We start from the raw sequence: 20,242 nt of genomic DNA, 5'->3' as shown, positions 1-20,242 counted from the left end.
GTTGGCGGCCGCGCATGGTCGCGCTAGGCTGGCCCCCCGCTACTGATCGAGCCCGTGATGGACCGCCGCCGCTTTCTGTTCCTGCTTCTTGCCGCGTCTTGTGTCGCCACGCAGCTTGCGTGGGCGCCGCAGGCTGCCGCAAAGGACGGAAGCGACGACGGCGGCAGTGACGACAGCGGTCACGGCGGCGACGACGATGGCGGAAGCGACGGCGGTTCCGGCGGTGGTGATGACCACAGCGGCAGGGACAACGGCAGCGACGATGATGGCAATCATGACGGCGGGGACGATGGCAAGGGCGGCAATGAAGGCAGCAGCGGATCGGGACGATCGCAACCGGACCGTGATCATCAGCGCGCCCGCGAGGCTGTCGGCGAGGGGCGCATCCTGCCGCTGAAGGATATTTTGAAGCGCGTGCAGGAAATGGGCGGCGGGCGCGTCATCTCGGTCAATCTCGATCTCGAGGCACGCAAGCCCTTTTATACGCTGAAGATCCAGAAAGGCGCCACCGTTCGCACCCTGAAGCTGGATGCCGCAAGCGGCCGGCGCCTGACCCTGTTTGGATGGTGAACGATGCGCATATTGCTGGCTGAAGATGATGCGACCATTGCCGACTACACCCGGTCGAAGCTGGAGGCGGAGGGCTTCGTCGTCCATCACCTGACATCGGGCCCGGAGGTCTGGGCGGAAGGCGAGACGGGTGACTATACCGCGATTGTGCTCGATCTCGGCCTTCCGGGCATGGACGGCTTGTCGATCCTGAAACGCTGGCGGGCGGCCGGCCTCGAAACGCCGATCCTCGTCTTGACCGCGCGCGGGTCCTGGATGGAGCGGGTTGACGGTTTTGAAGCCGGCGCCGATGACTACCTGCCCAAGCCCTTCCGCAATGAGGAACTGATTGCAAGGCTGAAGGCACTGCTGCGCCGGGCCGGCGGACGCATCAAGACCAAAGCCTCGGCTGGTGGTTTCGTGATTGACGATGCGGCACGGCGTGTGACCTTTGAAGGGCGCCCGATCGAACTGACGCCGCTTGAGTACCGGCTTCTGTCGCTGCTCGTCACGGAACCGGCGCGGGTGTTCGATCCGCTGGAAATCGCCCGCCAGGTCCAGGGCCGCGACGACGATGCCGCCAAGAATGCCGTCGAAGCGATGATCGCGCGGATCCGCCGCAAGACCCATCCGCTGGCCATCGCCACCCGGCGGGGCTTTGGCTACACGCTGTCGGGCGACGGCGCATGATGCAGTCTCTGCGCCTGCGCCTGGTGATCGGTGCCGTCCTGGCGATCGCCTTCGTGCTGGTGCTGGTCGGCTTCGGGCTCAGCCGGGTCTTCTCCACCTATGCCGCCGATCGTTATCGCGCCGATATGTCGGCGATCATGGATCAGTTGGCCGCGAGCATCGAGATCCGCAAGGGCGAGCCTGTTGTGACCAACGAGCCGAGCGATCCGCGGTTCGGCCTGCCTGGAAGCGGCCTGTATTGGCAGGTGATTGCCGAGGATGGCCGGGTGATCCGGTCGCGCTCCCTCTGGGATGTCGAATTGCCCTTGTCCGCCCTTCATGCCGGCCCCTACGGCTTTCGTGAGACGGAAGGCCCCGATGGCGCGCCGATCCTCGTCGATCTCCGCTGGATCGACCTCGAAACCCCAGGCGGCACCCGCCCTTTCACGCTGTTCGCGGCTTTCGACCGCAAGGTGATCGACGATGCGATCTCCGAGTATCATGGCTCGATGGCCGTGATGCTCGCCGCCACCGCAGCCGTTCTGCTCGCCGCAGCCCTGCTGCAGATCGGGATCGGGCTTGCCCCGCTGTCGCGTCTCCAGGCGAGCCTCGCGCGGGTGCGCTCCGGCCTCCTGGACCACTTCGAGGGGGAGGGGCCGACGGAGCTGAAGCCACTGGTGCTGGAACTGAACCAGTTGCTGCAGGAGCGCGAAACCGCTGTCGAGCGGGCAAGGGCGCGTGCAAGCGATCTTGCCCACGGTCTGAAAACCCCGCTGACGGTGCTCCTGCACGTGGCCGACGGGCTGCCCGAACCGGAAAAGGCGCTGATCCGCCAGCAGGTGGATCTCATCCGCCAGCGGGCGGACAGGCAGCTGCAATCGGCCCGGCTCGGGGTGGAGCAGATGGCGCAGACGCGGCTTGCGTCTCTCGCCGGCAAGCTGGTCTCGGTGCTGATGCCGGTCACGACGGCGCGCGGCATCGACTGGAACCTCCGGCTTGACGATACGCTGACGGTCGACATGGATCCCGCCGATCTCGCCGAAGCCCTCGGCAACGTGCTGGACAACGCGACCCGGTTTGCGTTGGGCGTCATCTCGGTGTCTGCCGAACGAAAGGGCGATCGCATCCGCCTTTGTGTCGAGGATGACGGTCCCGGTGTCGAGGAGGCAGCCCTGGCCGAGATTGCCGGGCGTGGCGTGCATCTGGGTGAGGGGGAAGGGTCGGGGCTCGGGCTTGCGATCAGCGCCGACGTGCTGTCGGCCTATGGTGGCGGGCTTTCCTTCGCCCGCTCTGCACTTGGCGGATTGCAGGTCACGCTGACCTTGCCGTCACGCATGCATGACGGAAAACCCGACGGCGAAGAATAAAATCCACGCCCCGTTGCGCTTTTTCGGGTCTGCGGTTATAAGCGCCCGTCCGAACGGTCCGGCAGGGCATGCCGTGGCCGTTCTTTATGCTTGAAAACGGGCATTCGTCTGCCTGTTTCGATACAAGAACAATGGAGTAGCAAAATGCCCAAGATGAAGACGAAATCCTCCGCCAAAAAGCGGTTCAAGATCACTGCAACCGGCAAGGTCCTCGCGGCTGGCGCCGGCAAGCGCCACGGCATGATCAAGCGGTCCAACAAGTTCATCCGCAACGCTCGCGGCACGATGGTTCTCGCCGAAGCTGACGGCAAGAAGGTCATCAAGAACTACCTGCCGAACGGTCTCTGAGACCCCACGCTTTTTGGATCATTTAAGGAGATCATGACATGGCACGCGTAAAACGTGGCGTAACTTCCCGCGCCAAGCACAACAAGGTATTCAAGGCAGCCAAGGGCTTCTACGGCCGCCGCAAGAACACGATCCGCGCCGCAAAGGCTGCCGTTGATCGTTCGAAGGCATTCGCCTACCGCGACCGCAAGGTCAACAAGCGCAACTTCCGCGCTCTGTGGATCCAGCGTATCAACGCTGCCGTCCGCGAATTCGGCCTGACCTACGGCCGCTTCATCGACGGCCTGAACAAGGCTGGTATCGAAGTCGACCGCAAGGTTCTCTCCGACCTCGCCATCCATGAGCCGGCAGCATTCGCGAAGCTCGTTGAAGCTTCCAAGAACGCGCTCGTCTACCTCAAGGACGCCGGCACGGCCAACGAGTTTGAAAGCGCGGTCAAGTAAGCCAGCGCTTCCCGAACGTTTGACATCTTGGGAAACCCGCGCTGGACGACCGGCGCGGGTTTTTCTTTGCGATCGCGCCTGACCGGCGTGAAGGGCAGAACGACTAAAAAGGCAAGGACGCGCGCTGGAAACGGGCGTGTCGATGGAGCTGACATGGCATATCCGGATGGGCCGGGCGCCGCGATCGAAGACGGGATCCTGCTCGGCAGTGACGAGATCGGCGAGCTGCTGCGCGCGATGATGCAAAGCGACGGCCGCGTGCAGCGGCTGGAGCTGAAGGACCGCACCGTCTGGATCAAGCGCCAGGGCGGCAAGGTCCTGCCGCCGCTGGTGGCGGTGCAGGGCTTCTTTGCGGCCCTCTTCCGCATTCCCGTTCTCAGGCCCTCGCCGCAGCTTTCGCCCGAGGCCATGCAGGCACGGGAGGTCTCCCGCATCCGCTCCTTTGCTGCGGCGGGTTTTCCGGTGCCGAAGATCGTCTACGCCTCAGCCACCGCAATGGTCATGTCCGATGTCGGTCCGACGATCGACCGTCGCATGAGGGAGATGCGCGATGCCGACCCGGTGGCGCATGATGCCTTCTTGATCCAGGTGGCGGAGGCGCTGGGCAGGGTCCATGCCGCAGGGCTGAGCCACGGCCGGCCGCATGTGCGGGATTTTTTCCTCGAAGACGGTGCGGTCGGTTTCATGGACTTCGAAGAAGACCCGGCCTCGGTCATGCCACTCGCCATGGCCCAGGCGCGCGACGTCCTGCTCTACTTCCTCGTCGTGACCGCCTTCGCGGTGAACCCCGAGGCCACCTGTCCGGCGGCCCTTGAGGCCTGGCTTGCCCGGGCGCCGGAAGCGGCCCGCGTCGAATTGGTCAGGCTGACGGCTCTGATCGGCCGAATTTTGCCGCTCGCCCGGTTGATTGGCCGCCTGCACATGGGTAGTGATCTGCGACGCTTTATCATGGCAACTGAATTTCTGATGCGGGTTCCACCCCTTTCGGTGGATGGCCCGAAGACCGCCAAGGCAGGATGAGATGGTTGAACTAGACGTTTTGAAGGCACAGCTGCTCGCCGAGATCGCCGCAGCCGGCGACGAGGCCGCGATCGAGGCGGTGCGCGTCTCCGCACTCGGCAAGAAGGGCTCGGTCTCCGAACTCCTGAAGACGTTGGGCACGATGACGCCGGAAGAGCGCCAGACGCGCGGTGCGGCGATCAACGCGCTGAAGAATGAGGTGACCGACGAGATTACCACCCGCAAGGCATCCCTCAAGGACGCCGCGATCAATGCGCGCCTGAAGGCAGAGACCGTCGATGTCTCGCTGCCGGTGCGCTCCTCGCCCGCCGAGCGCGGCCGCATCCACCCGATCAGCCAGATCGTCGATGAAATCACCGCGATCTTCGCCGACATGGGTTTCTCGATCGCCGAAGGTCCCGATATCGAGACCGATTATTATAACTTCACGGCGCTGAACTTCCCCGAAGGCCACCCGGCCCGCGAGATGCACGACACCTTCTTCCTCTCGCCCGACGAGAACGGTGACCGCAAGGTGCTGCGCACGCACACCTCGCCGGTGCAGATCCGCACCATGGAAGCCCAGAAGCCGCCGATCCGCATCGTCATTCCGGGCAAGACCTATCGCCAGGACTCAGATGCGACCCATTCGCCGATGTTCCATCAGGTCGAGGGTCTGGTCATCGACAAGACGGCGAATGTCGCCAACATGCGCTGGATCCTGGAAGAGTTCTGCAAGGCTTTCTTCGAGGTCGACAGCGTCACCATGCGCTTCCGCCCGTCCTTCTTCCCGTTCACCGAGCCGAGCTTCGAAGTCGACATCCAGTGCGACCGCTCCTCGGGCCCGATCGTCAAGTTCGGCGAAGGCAAGGACTGGATGGAAATCCTCGGCTGCGGCATGGTGCACCCGAATGTGCTGCGCGCCGGCGGTCTCGATCCGGACGAATACCAGGGCTTTGCCTGGGGCATGGGCCTCGACCGCATCGCCATGCTGAAATACGGCATGCCTGATCTCCGCGACTTCTTCAACGCCGATGTCCGCTGGATGAGCCATTACGGCTTCCGCCCGCTGGATGTGCCGACGCTGTTTGGCGGTTTGAGCGCCTGATCGGCACAATGCGTGGCTGTCCCGCTGCAAGAGGGGCGGCCAGGCGGACGGGTGGATGAAACCGCCATTCCGAGTGAATGAAGGCAAATGTGACGTGATTGAACATCTCGACAACATGCGCCCGGTCGACCTGCTTTGCGATGACGACCTGCTGCATGTGGAACTGACGGACGGTCGGATCGTCAGCGTCCCGGTCTGGTGGTACCCGCCCCTTCAGGAGGCGCTGCCGGTGGAGCGGAACAACGTGGAATTCATGCCGTCGAGCATTCACTGGCCCGATATCGATCTCGATGTGACGGTGGTCAGCATGCTCCTCGGAAGACAGGCGTCAGGCGGTCGTCCGCTGGACGCTTCGGGCAAGATGCAGATGGGAACGAGACAATGAAATTCACACTCTCCTGGCTGAAGGATCACCTGGAAACCGAGGCCTCGCTCGACGAGATCTGCGAGCGGCTGACCGCGATCGGTCTTGAGGTCGAGGATGTCGATGACAAGGCGGCCTACAAGCCCTTCGTCATCGCCAAGATCCTGACGGCCGAGAAGCATCCGGAGGCCGATCGCCTCAAGGTCCTGACCGTCGATGCCGGTGACGGCAAGCCGGTGCAGATCGTCTGCGGTGCGCCGAATGCCCGCGCCGGCATGATCGGTGCTTTGGCGCGTCCGGGCACCTATGTGCCGGGCATCGATGTGACGCTCTCGGTCGGCAAGATCCGTGGCGTCGAGAGCCATGGCATGATGTGCTCCGAAAAGGAGCTCAACATCTCCGACGACCACAACGGCATCATCGATCTGCCCGAGGATGCGCCCGTGGGCACGTCCTTCGCTTCTTATGCCGGCCTCGACGATCCGGTCATCGAGATCAACCTGACCCCGAACCGTCCGGATTGCACCTCGGTTTTCGGCATTGCCCGTGATCTGGCCGCCTCCGGCCTGGGTAAGCTCAAGGCGCCGAAGGCACCGGCGTTCAAGGTCGAGGGTGAGACCCCGGTCGAGGTGAAGCTTGAACTCGAAGACCATCTCTGCCCGGGCTTTGCCTATCGCCTCGTGCGTGGCGTGAAGAACGGCCCGAGCCCGAAATGGATGCAGCAGCGTCTGCTGTCGATCGGGCTTCGTCCGATCTCGGCGCTCGTCGACGTCACCAACTACATGACCTTCGACCAGGGTCGCCCCATGCATGTCTTCGACGCCGACAAGGTCAAGGGCGCGCTTGTCGTGCGCCGCGCCAAGGAGGGTGAGGAAATCCTCGCGCTCGATACCCGCACCTACAAGCTGAACCCGAACAATGTCGTCATCGCTGACGATAACGGTCCGGAATCGATCGGCGGTATCATGGGTGGCGAACATTCGGGCTGCGACGAGAACACCGTCAACGTACTGATCGAGTCGGCCCTCTGGGATCCCATCAACATCGCCAAGACCGGCCGCGCCCATGGCATCATCACCGATGCGCGCTACCGCTTCGAGCGTGGCGTCGATCCGGAATACATGGTCCCCGGCCTCGAGCGCACCACCGAACTGGTGCTCGAGATGTGTGGCGGCACGGCAGCTGCAGCCAAGGTTGAGGGCTACAAGGGTCACCAGAAGAAGGTGGTCGACTTCCCCTATGCGGAAGTGAAGCGCCTGACCGGCCTGACCGTCTCCAATGACGAATCGCGCCAGATCCTGACGGCCCTTGGTTTCGAGATCCTCTCGGGTGACGACAAGGCCGCCAAGGTCTCGGTTCCTTCCTGGCGTCCTGACGTCGATGGCAAGGCGGATCTCGTCGAAGAGGTCATGCGCATGTTCGGCGTCGACAAAATCGCGCCGGAACCGCTGCCGCCGACCGGCTCGGTCAATGGCAAGATTTTGACCACGCTGCAGATCCGCACCCGCACGGCGCGCCGGGCGCTTGCCGCGCGCGGCATGCTGGAAGCCGTCACCTGGTCCTTCATCCCGGCCGAGCATGCGAAGCTTTTCGGCGGCGGCAGCGACAAGCTGAAGCTCGTCAATCCGATCGCAGCCGACATGTCCGACATGCGCCCCTCGCTGCTGCCAGGCCTCCTGACGGCTGCCCAGCGCAATGCCGACCGTGGCTTCGGCGATGTGGCGATCTTCGAGGTTTCCGGCACCTATGAAGGCGATACGCCCGACACCCAGCGCCGCGTCGCCGGTGGCGTCCGTCGTGGCACGGCCTCGCTTGCCGGTGCCGGTCGCGCCTGGTCGAACACCGCCAAGGGCGGCGGCAAGCCGGTCGACGTTTTTGATGCCAAGGCCGATGCGCTGGCAGTCCTCGAAGCCTGCGGCATTCCGATGAGCAATGTCCAGATCGAACAGGGTGGTCCTGAATGGTATCACCCCGGCCGGTCCGGCACGATCAAGGCCGGCCCCAAGGTCATCCTCGGCACCTTCGGTGAATTCCATCCGAAGACGCTGGAAGCGCTCGATGTCTCCGGTACGCTATGCGGCTTCGAGATCTATGTCGATGCCCTGCCGGAGCCGAAGAAGAAGGCGACCCGCACGAAGGCAGCACTTGAGCTTTCGCCCTTCCAGATGGTGAAGCGCGACTTCGCCTTCGTCGTCGAAAAGGCGGTCGAAGCTGGCGCGATCATCAAGGCCGCAACCAGTGCGGACCGCAAGCTGATATCAGGCGTCAACGTCTTCGATATCTTCGAAGGTGCATCTGTCGGCGAAGGCAAGAAGTCGGTGGCGATCGAAGTGCTGATCCAGCCGGCCGACAAGACCCTGACCGACGAGGATTTCGACGCGCTGACGAAGAAGATTGTCGGCAATGTAGAGAAGTCCACCGGCGGTGCGCTGCGCGCCTAAGCGCGGGTCTGGCTCAGGCAGGCGCTCTGCCGGCCTCTCTCGATCGCCCATGAAAAAGCCCTTCCCCCCGTCAAACAGGGGAAGGGCTCATTTGTTTCTACCTGATGTCAGCAACGCCAGGGACAGGCGGCGAAAACCTCAAAGGCTGACGCGGCGGCCTTCCTTGTCGGCGGACTTGCGGTCGCTGCCATGCTTGGCAAGGATTGCCTTGGCGTCTTCGACCGAGATGCGGTGCTTCTTGGCGAAGGGGATGGGCTCATAGCCCTTCTGCGCCGCGGGGGCGGTGGTTTCGTCTGCCATGCTGGTCTCCAATTCGGAATATGCCCCGGCAGGATGCCGAAGCCCTAGATGTCGCGGTAAACGGGGAAGATAAGCTCGCACGGGGCGAGCGGATGCGACGCGTGCGAAGGGCGTCGTCTGTATCCCCTATGTAGGGATGTGCGGTCGAAAGCTCAATACTTCTTCTTGCGCAGCGTCTTGTTGCCCTTCGGTCCGGTATAGACAGGCGTGCGGTCGCGGTTCTCCGCCTGAAGCTGACGCCAGCGCTCGAGCCTGTCCGGATCGAGCGTGCCCTCCCGGATCGCGGCCTGCACGGCGCAGCCTTTTTCATGCGAATGGCTGCAGTCACGAAACTTGCAATGCGGTGCAAGCTCGGTGATCTCGGCAAACAGCGTGTCGATGCCGTCGGTGACGTCGCTGACATAGAGGGTGCGGATGCCGGGCGTATCGATCACCCAGCCACCGCCCGCAATCGCATGCAAGGAGCGCGCCGTCGTGGTGTGCCGGCCCTTGGCATCCTGCTCGCGGATGGTGCCGGTCTTTTGCGGCTCTCCGGCGCCCGGACCCGACAGCGTGTTGACGAGCGTCGATTTGCCGACACCCGACGAGCCGACCAGCGCCACCGTCTGACCCGGTCCGCACCAGGGCATCAGCGGTTTAATGGCGTCGGGCGAGCGCGCATTGACGATCACCACCGAAAGATCCCGCTGCAGCGCAGATGCCTGCGCGGCATAGGTCTCGGAGTCGTCGACCATATCGGCCTTGGTGAGTACGATGACCGGGCGCGTGCCGGCCTCATTGGCCATGATCAGGTAACGTTCGAGGCGTGCCGGGTTGAAGTCCGCATTGCAGGAGGTGACGACGAAGAGCGTGTCGACATTGGCGGCGGCCAGCTGGTGGCCGATCACGCCTTCGGCGCGGCGCTGGAAGACGGTACGGCGCTCCAGGCGCCGCACGAGTGCCCCGTCATGGGGATCGGCGAGCACCCAGTCACCGACAGCGTATTCGGCCGTGTTGGCATTCGGGGCAAGCGTGATCGAAACGGGGCCGCTGCCGTCGATCGCATCCAGCCGATCGCGGTGCACAGACGAGATGCGCCGCACGAGGAGATGGCTCTCATCGGGGCCAACCTGTTCAGCGAAGAAGGCGGCAAAGCCGAGCCGGTCGAGGGCCGTCCTATCGGTCAGCCGTGTCAAGAGCGGAGCCAAGGCTGGAGGGGTGAGAACATGGTCTGGCTTTCCGGGGCAGGTCAGGGGTCTCAGCCCTCATAACGCAGAAAGCGGGCGCTGACGCGCGAAATCTGCGCGTCAGCTGTTTTCACGACAGCCGCTGCCATTGGGCGTCCCGTTTGGCAACCTCTCAGGCCGGCAGCTTTTCTGCGACGAGCACGGCTTTGCGCGCCGGCAGCTTGGCAAACATCACCGCATTGCCGGCAAGCGTCATCAGCAGGCCGAGGCCTGAAAGCAAGGTCCAGTGATAGTCCTCGTAGAGTGTCGAGAGCGTCAGCGCGACCACGGGGAAGAGCACGGTGGCGTAAGCTGCCTTCTGCGAGCCGATGCGCGAAACCAGCATCAGATAGGTGGTGAAGCCGACGACCGAGCCAATCGCCGCGAGATAGAGCATGGCACCGAAATAGGTGAGTGTCGGCGGCGCGACGATCGGGGTGCCGGTGAGGAAAATCAAAGCCAGCAGCGCCAGCGCCCCATAACTCATGCCCCAGGCATTGGCGGTGATCGGCGCGATGCCGGATGCGCTGTTGCGCCGCGAGGCCATGTTGCCGAGCGAGAAGAACAGCGTGCCCAAAGCCGAGAGGCCGATGCCCTTCCAGCTGTCCGGATTGAGACTGAACAGGATGTCCACCCCGAAGAGCAGGACGAGGCCGGTGGCACCCAAGGCTGCGGCAAGCAGTGTGCGCGGACTGATGCGGTCGCCGAAGAAGAGACGGGCATTGACCGCGTTGTAGATCGTCGCCAGCGAAAAGACGACCGAGATCAGGCCCGAGGGCACATAGCTGGCGGCATGGTAGAAGCAGAGGAAGTTGCAGCAGAACAGGCAGAGCGCCTGGGCAAGCACGAAAGGTTGCTGGGCGCGCGTCGGCACCTTCAGCCGCCGAGTGACCACGAGGGCCGCGACCAGAATGAGGGCGGCGGTGGCGAAGCGGTAGAACACCGAGACCAGCACCGGGACGGGGCCGATCTGAAGCGCAATCGCGATCCAGGTCGTACCCCAGATCAGGACGGTGGAGGAAAACAGCAGGAGATTGGTCATGGCGGGTTCAATTCGGTCTTGTGCAGCGAGCGGCCAGTCATGCCGGGTGCCGCGTCATGGCGTTGTCAGTGACTTGAGCGCCGGTCCGATTGAGAATTCTTGCATGATCTTGCGGTGAACTGCGCCGAAGCGTGCGACGATGGTGGCGGATGGGTGGCGCAGGGGCCGTCTTGCGCTAGAATGCGCCGAGATCATCGGACCATTCTCATGCTGCATGCCTCGTCCGTCTTCAGTTCGCTGTCCGCTTCGTCCCGTGCCGAGCGGCTGCATGCGCTCGACCTCGGCGAGGGCAGGGCCAGCGCCCTCTGGCGCAACAGCCATGACCGGATGCGCTACGAGCGCGCCGATGGCCACACGTTCAGCTGTTACCTCTTCGGCGGGGACGGCACCCGCCGTATCGATGCCGGCTCCATTCATGGTTGGCCGGGTGCGCTCTGCATCATGCCCGAGGGCGCTTCGTCGGAGTGGGAAATCACCGACACCTTCGATTTCGTCCATCTCTATGTTTCGGACCAGGAGCTGCGACGGCTTTTTTCCGAGACCTTCGACCGCGATGCGCGGCTCATGGTCATTCCCGAAACGACCTTCGGTGAAGCGCCGCAGCTGGCCGGCGCACTCGGGCAGCTTGCCCAAGCGACGCGAAGCGGGGACCGGCTTTGGGCCGAGCAGGCGCTGACGGCATCCGTCGGGCATCTCTTCCTTGATCCGCGGTATGGCGGCGAGAAGGCCGTGACCCTGCGTGGCGGTCTCGCCCCTGTGGTTCGTCGGCGCTTGATCGAGTTTATCGACTCGGCGCTCCATCGCGCGATCACGCTGCAGGAACTGGCGACCCTGGCGGGCCTGAGCGAATTCCATCTGCAGCGCATGTTCAGTCTCAGTTGCGGTGTGTCGCCCCATGGCTTCATCATGAACCGCCGCATCGACCGCGCCCGCCGCATGCTGGAAGGCGTGGAGCCGATTGCCCAGATCGCCAGCGCCTGCGGCTTCAGCAGCCAGAGCCACCTGACGCGCATGTTCAAGACGGTGACCGGCACGACACCGTCCGCCTATCGGCGCGGTATCACGAGAAGCTGAGACCGCCGCTCGCCCCGCAAGCGCAGGTGAGCCGCTTTCAACCCTTTGCGAGCAACAGAGCGTTAATCAACTCTACCTAGGGTGCGGGTTGTGCTCCATCCTATTCCGTATGACGCGATGAATTCAGACAGGCTAGTTTCATGACCGATTCCATCGATTCGAACATCTTTGAACTCGCCCCGATTGCGATGTGGATCGAGGATTTCAGCGCGGTCAAGGCGCAGTTCGACGAGTGGCGCGCGGGCGGCGTGACCGACCTGCGCAGCTTTCTGCGACAGGATGTGTCACGCGTGGCGGAATGCTCGGCCAAGATCCGCATCCTGAAGGTCAACCGCAAGACGCTCGAATTGTTCGAGGCGGCCAGCCTGGAAGAGCTTTCTGGCAATCTCGACAAGGTTTTCCGCGATGATATGTGGGAAACCCATATCAACGAACTGACGGATCTCTGGGATGGCAAGACGGAATTCGTCGGGTCCACGGCGAATTATACGCTCTCCGGGCGCCGGCTCGACATTCAGCTGCGCGGCTCCGTCCTGCCCGGTCACGAGGAGACACTTGGCCAGCTGCTCGTCACAACCGAGGACGTCACCGATCGGGAAGATGCGCGGCGGGCCGAACAGGAAAATCGTCGTTATGCCGAAGGGGTCTTCGAGCATTCGCCCGTGTCGCTCTGGATCGAGGATTTCAGCGGCATTCACACCCTGCTCGAGGATGTGCGTGCCCGCGGTATCGTGGACTTTCGCGTCTTCACCGATGTTCATCCCGAATTCGTGCGCCAATGCATGTCCGAAATCCGGATCCTTGATGTCAACCAGGCGACCCTCGATCTCTTCGGGGCGCCGGATCGGCAGACGCTCCTGATGCGCCAGAGCGAAATCTTTCGCGGCGAGATGGAAAAACCATTCCGGGAGCAGTTGGTCGATCTCTGGGAAAATCGCCTCTTCCACAGTCGCGAAGTGGTCAACTACGCCCTCGACGGCAGCGAGCGGCATATCCTCCTGAACTTTGCGGTGTTCCCCGGGCATGAGCACGACTGGTCGCGGGTGCAGGTGGCCCTGACCGACATCACGGCCCGCAAGAAGGCCGAGGCCTATCTCGAATATCTCGGCAAACACGACATTTTGACCAAGCTGCACAACCGCGCCTTCTATACGGACGAACTGAACCGGCTGGAGCGCAAGTCGCTGCGCCCGGTCTCGGCCATCGTCATCGACCTCAACGGTTTGAAGGAGGCTAATGACGAGCGCGGGCATGATGCCGGCGATCAGCTGTTGCGGCGCTTTGGCGAGGTGCTGAACAGCGTCGTGAAGCCGCCGCATCACGCGACGCGCATCGGCGGCGACGAATTTGCCGTCCTGATGCCGGGTGCGGATCACCAGGTTGCCCTCGGCATGGCCGAAACGATCAACGAGATCCTCAAGATCAACAACCAGTTTTATTCGGATGCCGTGTTGAGCATCTCGATGGGCACGGCAACGAGCGAACCGGGCGAAAGCATGGAGGCGCTGATGAAACGCGCCGACGACGCGATGTATGAAAACAAGCGCTCGTTTTACGCCGGAAAACCGGCGGCCGAGGGGCGGAGCTCCAGAACCTGAGCGCTTCGGGCCCGCCGGACGTTCAGGGAGGCGAGACGGGGGAAGCGGTGACAGCCTCCCCCTATTCGGCTAGCGTCCGGCCATCTTCGCCATGCTTTCATTGTAGCGAGCGCCGGCCACCTTGTCGGGGGCAACGAGGGCGCCCAGTGTGGCCAGATCTTCGGGCGAGAGCATGATCGCGGTCGCCGCGACATTGCTTTCGAGATTGGCGATCTTGGTGGTGCCGGGGATCGGCACGATGAAATTGCCCTGCGCCAGCACCCAGGCGAGCGCCAATTGACCGGCGGCGACGCCCTTTGCGGCAGCCATCTCTTCCAGTGCCGTGACCAGCGCCACATTGGCATCGAAATTCGCCTGGTCGAAGCGCGGCAGTCCGCGGCGGAAATCATTCGCCCCGAGCTTGCCGAGATCCTTGAGTGCCCCCGTCAGCATGCCGCGCCCGAGCGGTGAAAAGGGCACGAAGCCGATGCCGAGCTCGCGGCAGGTGTCGAAGACACCGTTGGTTTCAGGATCGCGGGTCCACAGTGAATATTCGCTCTGGATGGCCGCGATCGGATGCACCGCATGCGCTCGCCGGAGCGTCGCAGCACTCGCCTCGGAAAGGCCGAGCGCGCGCACCTTGCCTTCCTTCACGAGATCCGCCATGGCGCCGACCGTCTCTTCGATCGGCACGTCGGGATCGACACGGTGCTGGTAGAAGAGATCGATCACCTCGACCCCTAGCCGCTTCAGCGAGGCATCCGCCACCGCACGCAGGTGTTCCGGCCGGCTGTCGAGACCCGAGGGCCGGGCGGCCTTCGCCGCGTCGCCGATGGTGAAGCCGAACTTGGTGGCGATGAGCACCCGATCCCGATGTTTGCGCAGGATCTTGCCCACCAGTTCCTCATTGGTGAAGGGACCGTAGACTTCGGCGGTATCGAAGAAGGTGACACCGAGATCGACGGCACGGTCGATCAGGGCCTGGGCGGAGGCCTCGTCGATATTGGTGCCATAGGCATGGCTCATGCCCATGCAGCCGAGACCGATGGCGGAAGGGGAAAGGGAACCGAGACGACGGGATTGCATGATGGCCTCCTTCAAGGAGTGTTCGGGAACCAGGATACCATGCCGATGCGGACCGGCACAGCAGGTAGAGGCAATCTAGGGCGTCCGATGAGTTCTGAAAATGGGTGCGGATCGTGATGGGTTGTTCTATAATTTAGAATTATGAACCGAACTCAACTCTCCCAGCTGGCGGTACTGGCCGCCGTTGCGCGGCATGGAAGCTTCCGCGCAGCGGCCACGGAGCTGGGCATCGCTCCCTCGGCCGTCACCCACGCAATCTCGGCGCTCGAAAGCAGTGTCGGGTTGCGGCTGATGGCGCGCACCACGCGCAGCGTCGCCCCGACCGAGGAAGGTCGCAGGCTTCTCGACGTGCTGGGCCCGGCGCTGGGCGACATCGAAGCTGCCCTGACGGCCCTGTCCGACGGACGCGACAAGCCGGCCGGCCCCTTGCGCATCACCATGCCGCTCCTTGCCGCACGGGATCTGATCGCCCCGCGTCTCGGCGAATTCGTCCGGCTCTATCCCGATATCGAACTGGAGATCGTCACCGACGACCGGTTCGAGGATATCGTCGAGAAAGGCTTCGACGCCGGCTTGCGGCTCGGTGAACATCTGGAAGCCGATATGGTCGCCGTGCGGGTGAGTGGGCCGTGGCGGAGTGCCGTCGTCGGCGCGCCGGGCTATTTCGAGAGCCACCCGAAGCCGATCCATCCGCGCGATCTCGCAAGCCATATCTGCATCCGCCGGCGGTTTTCCAGCGGCACCCTCTATCGCTGGGAATTCGAGAAGGACGGCAGGGCGATCACGGTGGATGTCCGGGGCGGCCTGATCCTCTCCGACCAGAGCCTGATGCGACAGGCGGCCCTAGATGGGGCAGGGCTCGCCTATGTTTTCGATGCCCGCATCGAGGCGGACATCGAAGGAGAGCGTCTGGTGCGCGTGCTCGACGACTGGTGCCCGCCCTTTGACGGCTTCTCGATCTACTATCCGAGCCGCCGTCAGATGCGCCCGGCGCTGCGCGCCTTCATCGATTTCTTCCGCTGGCGCGGGTGATGAGGATCAGCTGAATTTCAGCCGATAGCGCACGTGACCATCTTCCGGGGCATAGGTGTCGTAGAGCTTGCGCGCCGTCTCGTTGCCCCGGTCGGTGTGCCAGTAGAGCCGCGACCAGCCCTTGGCCCTGGAAAGCGCGATGAGGTCGTCGATCAGCGCCCGGCCGATGCCGCGACCGCGAAACGTGGCGTCGAGGAATAGGTCTTCCAGATAACAATCCGGCGTCTTCACCCAGGTGGAATCGTGGAAATGATGGATGGCGAAACCCGCCAGCACGCCTTCGACCTCGGCCACCCGCATGGCGACGCGCGACGAAGGGTCGAGGATGCGCGCCCAGGTATGGGCCGTGACATCGTCGGCGAGGTCCACCTTGTAGAAGGCGAGATACTGATTCCAGAGGCCACGCCAGGCGGCTTCGTCAGCCGCCGTGGCATCCCGGATCACAAGCGAGGCGCGGCTCATGCGCTGGCCGCGTTCAGGGCTTCGATCTGCGCCTTGGTCAGCTCCAGCTTTCCGGCGGCAATCAGGCTCTCCAGCTGGCGCAGGCTCGTGGCCGATGCGATCGGTGCGGTGACAGCGGGCTGGGCCGCGATCCAGGCGATGGCGACCGTTGCCGGGCTGGTCTGGGTCTCTGCGGCCACGGCATCCAATGCACCAAGGATGCGGAAGCCGCGGTCATTCAGATAAGGACCCATGTCTTCGCCGCGAGCCTTGCCTTCGGTGTCGGCAGCGCTGCGGTACTTGCCGGTCAGGAAGCCCGAGGCGAGGGCGAAATAGGTGATGACCCCGATCTCTTCCTTCTGGCAGAGTGCTGCGAGATCTCCCTCGAAGGTCGAGCGCGTATAGAGATTGTATTCGGGCTGGAGCACGTCGTAGCGGCCGACACCCGCTGCCTTGGCGGCATCTAAGGTCGCCTGCAATTGTTCGGCATTGAGGTTCGAGCAGCCGATCGCCCGGACCTTGCCCTGCTCCTTGAGCCGGGAGAAGGCCGTCAGGCTTTCCTCGTGGGAAGTGTCCGCATCCGGCCAGTGGGCGAGATAGAGATCGATATAGTCGGTCTGCAGGCGGCGAAGGGAATCGTCGACCGCCTCGGCGATCCAGCGGGCGCTGAGGCCCCGACGGTTCTCGCCGAGGTCGCCGCCGACCTTGGTGACGATGATCGCATCTTCCCGGCGCACGCTTCCACGCTTCAGCCAGTTTCCGATGATCGTCTCGCTTTCGCCGCCGACATGGCCATCGGCCCAGCTTGAATAGATGTCGGCCGTATCGATCGTGTTGAAGCCGGCGTCGAAGAAACGATCGAGAATGTCGAAGGACGTCTTCTCGTCGGCGGTCCAGCCGAAGACATTGCCGCCAAGCACGACGGGGGCGATGGAAAGGCCGGTGCGGCCGAGAGCACGTTTCTGCATGGAAAGCCTCGAAAAGTGGAGAAGGAGAGGGGACGGGGAAGGGTTAGGGAGACGCTATCAAGCGTAAGCGACGGGTACCATTAAAATCGTGGATGGGTCTGAAAACGAAAGAGAGTGCAATCAGTCACTTGCCGGTCCTTCGGAATTCGCTGGGCGACACGCCGTGGTGCTGGGACCAGACGCGGCGCATATGCCGCGACGAGGCAAAGCCGGCCCGCTGCGCCAGGCTTTCCATGTCGAGCCGCGATTGTTTGAGCAGTTCCTGGGCAAGCGTCACCCGCATCAGATTGACGTAATCGACGACGGACAATCCGACATGTTCGCGAAACAGACGGGAGAGATGCCGTTCGCTGAGATGGGCTATGGCCGCAAGCCCCGGCAGCGACCACTCGCGCGCCGGATCGGCCATGATCGCATCCTGGGCGCGGTGGATTGCCGGGTGAATGTGATTGCGCCCCGAAAGCCAGGGCGACATCTGCGGGTCCTGTCCGCTGCGGCGAAGATAGATGACCATCTTGCGGGCCACCGAAAGCGCGGTCAGCGGGGAGACGAACCGCCCCACGACATGCAGCATCAGATCGATCCCGGTTGAAATCCCGGCGCTCGAAAAGCGATTGCCGTCCTCGACATAGAGCCGGTTGTCGAGCACGCTGGCGGTCGGGGCGAGCGCCCGCAGCTCATCCAGGCATTCGACATGCGTGGTGCACTGGCAGCCTTCCATCAGCCCCGCGGCGGCGGCAAGCAAAGCGCCGGAGCAGATGGTCATCAGCCGGATGTCGGGGCGAACGGCCTGTGCCAGCCAGCGCGTCAGCACCTTCAGTTCCGGATCGCGTGCGATCTCGGCAATGCCGACCGTGAGGCTGCCGGAAATGATCAGCACGGCATCATCCGGCAGGCTGTCGGGCAGCGGTTCCAGCCCATCCAGCGTCAGTCCGATGGATGTCTGCTGCCGAGGGGTCGCGGAAATGTAGCGATAGTCGAACCGAACCTCGTCCTGCTCCTCGTTTGCATACCGCAAGGCTTCCAGCGGGCCGGCGATGTCGACCAGCAGGGTGTCGGGCGGAATGAGGATATAGACCGGGATCACGTCCATGACGGATCTTACGCAGCGACCGGAAGCGGCGCCAGCGCCTGTTCGACCGTGACGATCCGGGCGAAGCGTCCTGATAACACCAGCTCGGTCCGGACGCGAATGTCCTCGGCGGAAAACACCGCCCCGGAGGCATGCGTCATCGGGAAGGTGAGGGTCGCCTCGGTGACGAAATCGACGGCGAAGCCGAGATCCGAAGCATGCCGGGTCGTGGTCTCGCAGCACTGCTCGGTACGGATGCCGGAGACGATCACCCGGCGGATGCCGTTTTCGCGCAGCCAGGCGTCGAGCCCGGTGTCGACCAGGGCCGAATGCACGCCCTTGTGGAAGGTGGCATCAGGCGCGAGCGAAATTTCAGCGAGGGTCCGCACGAACCCGCTTTCAAGGGTAAAGGTGTCGTCGGCATCGACATGGAAGATCTGCACGATCGGCATGCCCACAGCTGTCGCGCCGTCGATCAGCGCCTGTTGGCGCGCAAGATAGGGCGCTGCGGTCGACGGATCCCAATCCGGCATCTGGCGAAAGCTTTCCTGGGCGTCGACCACGATGAGGGCTGTGTCTTGGGCGGACATATTCGACTCCTGTCGTTGCGTTCGAGCTCTACCATAGAGCCGGAGCTTGAGGCCACTATGTCCGGGACGGACGAAGTTCGGACATTTTCGGCCATCCTGTTGCGCAAGCCCGAGCGAAGATGGCATCGACGCCGTTGCACCCTGCCGGTCCTTCCCCTAATGTCCGCCCCGACATTTTTGAGGAGGATGAGAGATGCTGCGTTTCGGAATTCTGTCGACGGCCAAGATCGGTCGCGAGCTCGTGGTGCCGGCGATCCAGGATGCCGAAAACGCCGTCGTAACAGCCATTGCAAGCCGGGATCTGGCAAGGGCCCGAGAGATGGCCGACCGCTTCTCCGTGCCCCATGCCTTCGGCTCCTACGAGGAAATGCTGGCCTCCGACGTAATCGACGCCGTCTATATTCCGCTGCCGACCAGCCAGCATGTTGAATGGGCGATCAAGGCGGCCAATGCCGGCAAACACGTGCTCTGCGAAAAGCCGATCGCGCTGAAGGCCGACGAGATCGACGCCATCATCGAAGCGCGCGACCGCAACAAGGTGCTGATCACCGAAGCGTATATGGTGACTTACGCACCGGTCTGGCTGAAAGTGCGCGACCTCTTGGCCGAGGGCGCGATCGGCACGCTGAAGATGGTGCAGGGCTCCTTCACCTACTTCAACCGCGATCCCGGCAATATGCGTAACATTCCCGAACTCGGCGGCGGCGCGCTGCCGGATATCGGCGTCTACCCCACCATCACCACCCGCTTCGTGACCGGCAAGGAGCCGGTCCGCGTCCAGTCGACCATCGAGCGCGATCCGCACTTCGGCACGGACATCTATGCAAGCGTGAAGGCGGATTTCGCCGATTTCGAGCTGAACTTCTATGTCGCGACCCAGATGGCCAACCGCCAGCTGATGGTCTTCCACGGCACGGATGGTTTCATCGAGGTCAAGTCCCCCTTCAATGCCGACCGCTGGGGCGCCGAGGAAGTGGAACTCACCAATCGCGGCCACAATGTTTCACAGATCTTCCGCTTCCCCGACAGCCGCCAGTACAAGCTGGAGGCCGAAGCCTTTGCCCGCGCGGTCGAGGGGAAGACGGGTGAAGTGGTCACGCTGGAAAGCTCGAAGCTGAACCAGAAACTGATCGACGCGATCTACCGCGCAGCGACCAAGGACGGCTGGGAGGCGGTGTAAGCCGCGGCTTTATCATCTCGTCTCATCGATCAGCGAAAGCGTTTGATCCGGTACACGCCGAAGGCGATGAAGAGAAGAGAGGCCGCCCAGGCCAGAAGAAGATGCAGAATCGGCTGGATTTCCGGCGCGCGTGCGTTGAGGATCCCAAACAGGCCGAAGTTGATCAAGCCTGTGATCGCAAGCAGCGGCCACAGGCCCGGCACCTGGAGAATGGCGCCGGGAGACTTGCCAAGCCCGGTAGTCGCTCGCAGCATTTGCGAAACCGCATAAGCGGTCAGAAACGAGACGCCTCGGGACAGGATCGGCGCTTCCAGCGCAGTAAGGATCATCGGAAAGAGCACGAGATCTGCGACGATCGTAATCCCGAGCGTCACGCGCCAATCGAGT

At 63.3% G+C, this 20,242-nt stretch carries 22 protein-coding genes; 13 read left to right on the top strand and 9 right to left on the bottom strand.

Annotated features, from left to right (window positions below; all coding sequences use genetic code 11):
• Window positions 1-57 precede the first annotated feature (57 nt).
• The 9 genes from DFO46_RS16740 to pheT all read left to right on the top strand — a co-directional run bounded on the left by DFO46_RS16740 (window position 58) and on the right by pheT (window position 8,288).
• Window positions 58-570, top strand: a complete 513-nt coding sequence (locus DFO46_RS16740) for a hypothetical protein (protein ID WP_120278053.1) — start codon at window positions 58-60, stop codon at window positions 568-570.
• A 3-nt stretch (window positions 571-573) separates the two neighbouring features.
• The gene (locus DFO46_RS16735; RefSeq protein ID WP_110790288.1) at window positions 574-1,239 is read left to right on the top strand and encodes a response regulator transcription factor; all 666 of its coding nucleotides are present in this window, start codon (window positions 574-576) and stop codon (window positions 1,237-1,239) included.
• Window positions 1,236-2,585, top strand: coding sequence for a HAMP domain-containing sensor histidine kinase (locus tag DFO46_RS16730; RefSeq protein ID WP_120278052.1), 1,350 nt, complete (start codon window positions 1,236-1,238; stop codon window positions 2,583-2,585). Before DFO46_RS16735 ends, DFO46_RS16730 begins: the two co-directional genes overlap by 4 nt.
• Before the next feature lie 144 nt (window positions 2,586-2,729).
• Entirely contained in the window at window positions 2,730-2,933 is a 204-nt protein-coding gene (rpmI, locus tag DFO46_RS16725; RefSeq protein ID WP_054156359.1) for a 50S ribosomal protein L35, read from the top strand.
• A 38-nt stretch (window positions 2,934-2,971) separates the two neighbouring features.
• Window positions 2,972-3,376: a 50S ribosomal protein L20 gene (rplT, locus tag DFO46_RS16720; RefSeq protein WP_110790286.1), complete on the top strand. Its 405-nt coding sequence runs from the start codon at window positions 2,972-2,974 to the stop codon at window positions 3,374-3,376.
• Between the two features lie 153 nt (window positions 3,377-3,529).
• The gene (locus tag DFO46_RS16715) at window positions 3,530-4,396 is read left to right on the top strand and encodes a lipopolysaccharide kinase InaA family protein (RefSeq protein WP_120278051.1); all 867 of its coding nucleotides are present in this window, start codon (window positions 3,530-3,532) and stop codon (window positions 4,394-4,396) included.
• A 1-nt stretch (window position 4,397) separates the two neighbouring features.
• Window positions 4,398-5,483 carry a phenylalanine--tRNA ligase subunit alpha gene (gene pheS / locus DFO46_RS16710; RefSeq protein WP_110790284.1) on the top strand — a complete coding sequence of 362 codons (1,086 nt, stop codon included), beginning with the start codon at window positions 4,398-4,400 and terminating at the stop codon, window positions 5,481-5,483.
• A 55-nt stretch (window positions 5,484-5,538) separates the two neighbouring features.
• Entirely contained in the window at window positions 5,539-5,868 is a 330-nt protein-coding gene (locus tag DFO46_RS16705; RefSeq protein ID WP_245408825.1) for a DUF2442 domain-containing protein, read from the top strand.
• Window positions 5,865-8,288, top strand: coding sequence for a phenylalanine--tRNA ligase subunit beta (gene pheT, locus DFO46_RS16700; protein WP_120278050.1), 2,424 nt, complete (start codon window positions 5,865-5,867; stop codon window positions 8,286-8,288). Before DFO46_RS16705 ends, pheT begins: the two co-directional genes overlap by 4 nt.
• Window positions 8,289-8,426: 138 nt before the next feature.
• On the opposite strand, the gene DFO46_RS23945 is transcribed toward pheT, so the two are convergent.
• The 3 genes from DFO46_RS23945 to DFO46_RS16690 form a co-directional block, all read right to left on the bottom strand.
• Window positions 8,427-8,588 carry a hypothetical protein gene (locus DFO46_RS23945; protein WP_165826146.1) on the bottom strand — a complete coding sequence of 54 codons (162 nt, stop codon included), beginning with the start codon at window positions 8,586-8,588 and terminating at the stop codon, window positions 8,427-8,429.
• A 152-nt stretch (window positions 8,589-8,740) separates the two neighbouring features.
• Entirely contained in the window at window positions 8,741-9,763 is a 1,023-nt protein-coding gene (gene rsgA / locus DFO46_RS16695; protein ID WP_120278296.1) for a ribosome small subunit-dependent GTPase A, read from the bottom strand.
• 163 nt (window positions 9,764-9,926) lie between these two features.
• Window positions 9,927-10,835 (bottom strand): DMT family transporter, encoded by a 909-nt coding sequence (locus DFO46_RS16690; RefSeq protein WP_120278049.1) that lies wholly within the window; start codon window positions 10,833-10,835, stop codon window positions 9,927-9,929.
• 327 nt (window positions 10,836-11,162) lie between these two features.
• Here DFO46_RS16690 and DFO46_RS16685 point away from each other — a divergent pair, with 327 nt between their 5' ends.
• Together DFO46_RS16685 and DFO46_RS16680 are read left to right on the top strand one after the other, a co-directional pair.
• Window positions 11,163-11,909, top strand: a complete 747-nt coding sequence (locus DFO46_RS16685) for an AraC family transcriptional regulator (protein ID WP_183041943.1) — start codon at window positions 11,163-11,165, stop codon at window positions 11,907-11,909.
• A 140-nt stretch (window positions 11,910-12,049) separates the two neighbouring features.
• Window positions 12,050-13,507 carry a sensor domain-containing diguanylate cyclase gene (locus DFO46_RS16680; protein WP_120278047.1) on the top strand — a complete coding sequence of 486 codons (1,458 nt, stop codon included), beginning with the start codon at window positions 12,050-12,052 and terminating at the stop codon, window positions 13,505-13,507.
• A gap of 69 nt (window positions 13,508-13,576) precedes the next feature.
• On the opposite strand, the gene DFO46_RS16675 is transcribed toward DFO46_RS16680, so the two are convergent.
• Complete coding sequence (locus tag DFO46_RS16675) at window positions 13,577-14,572, bottom strand: aldo/keto reductase (RefSeq protein WP_120278046.1); 996 nt, start codon at window positions 14,570-14,572, stop codon at window positions 13,577-13,579.
• A gap of 141 nt (window positions 14,573-14,713) precedes the next feature.
• Between DFO46_RS16675 and DFO46_RS16670 the strand changes: the two genes are divergently transcribed.
• Complete coding sequence (locus DFO46_RS16670) at window positions 14,714-15,604, top strand: LysR family transcriptional regulator (RefSeq protein ID WP_120278045.1); 891 nt, start codon at window positions 14,714-14,716, stop codon at window positions 15,602-15,604.
• A 6-nt stretch (window positions 15,605-15,610) separates the two neighbouring features.
• Here the strand turns inward: DFO46_RS16670 and DFO46_RS16665 are convergent, their stop codons facing one another.
• The 4 genes from DFO46_RS16665 to DFO46_RS16650 all read right to left on the bottom strand — a co-directional run bounded on the left by DFO46_RS16665 (window position 15,611) and on the right by DFO46_RS16650 (window position 18,675).
• On the bottom strand, window positions 15,611-16,066 hold the full coding sequence (locus tag DFO46_RS16665; RefSeq protein WP_120278044.1) for a GNAT family N-acetyltransferase: 456 nt from the start codon (window positions 16,064-16,066) through the stop codon (window positions 15,611-15,613).
• On the bottom strand, window positions 16,063-17,013 hold the full coding sequence (locus tag DFO46_RS16660) for an aldo/keto reductase (RefSeq protein WP_120278043.1): 951 nt from the start codon (window positions 17,011-17,013) through the stop codon (window positions 16,063-16,065). The genes DFO46_RS16665 and DFO46_RS16660 overlap by 4 nt, the downstream gene beginning before the upstream one ends.
• A 124-nt stretch (window positions 17,014-17,137) precedes the next feature.
• The gene (locus DFO46_RS16655) at window positions 17,138-18,106 is read right to left on the bottom strand and encodes a helix-turn-helix domain-containing protein (RefSeq protein WP_120278042.1); all 969 of its coding nucleotides are present in this window, start codon (window positions 18,104-18,106) and stop codon (window positions 17,138-17,140) included.
• 8 nt (window positions 18,107-18,114) lie between these two features.
• The gene (locus DFO46_RS16650; RefSeq protein WP_120278041.1) at window positions 18,115-18,675 is read right to left on the bottom strand and encodes an isochorismatase family protein; all 561 of its coding nucleotides are present in this window, start codon (window positions 18,673-18,675) and stop codon (window positions 18,115-18,117) included.
• A 193-nt stretch (window positions 18,676-18,868) separates the two neighbouring features.
• Here DFO46_RS16650 and DFO46_RS16645 point away from each other — a divergent pair, with 193 nt between their 5' ends.
• Window positions 18,869-19,855, top strand: a complete 987-nt coding sequence (locus DFO46_RS16645) for a Gfo/Idh/MocA family oxidoreductase (RefSeq protein ID WP_120278040.1) — start codon at window positions 18,869-18,871, stop codon at window positions 19,853-19,855.
• 29 nt (window positions 19,856-19,884) lie between these two features.
• Here the strand turns inward: DFO46_RS16645 and DFO46_RS16640 are convergent, their stop codons facing one another.
• Complete coding sequence (locus tag DFO46_RS16640; RefSeq protein WP_147412777.1) at window positions 19,885-20,229, bottom strand: hypothetical protein; 345 nt, start codon at window positions 20,227-20,229, stop codon at window positions 19,885-19,887.
• Window positions 20,230-20,242 lie beyond the last annotated feature (13 nt).

It is taken from the genome of Rhizobium sp. AG855 (assembly GCF_003610655.1).
GTDB lineage: Bacteria > Pseudomonadota > Alphaproteobacteria > Rhizobiales > Rhizobiaceae > Allorhizobium > Allorhizobium wuzhouense.
Note: the sequence above shows the minus strand (reverse complement) of the source record. Positions and strands in the feature narration are given on the sequence as shown.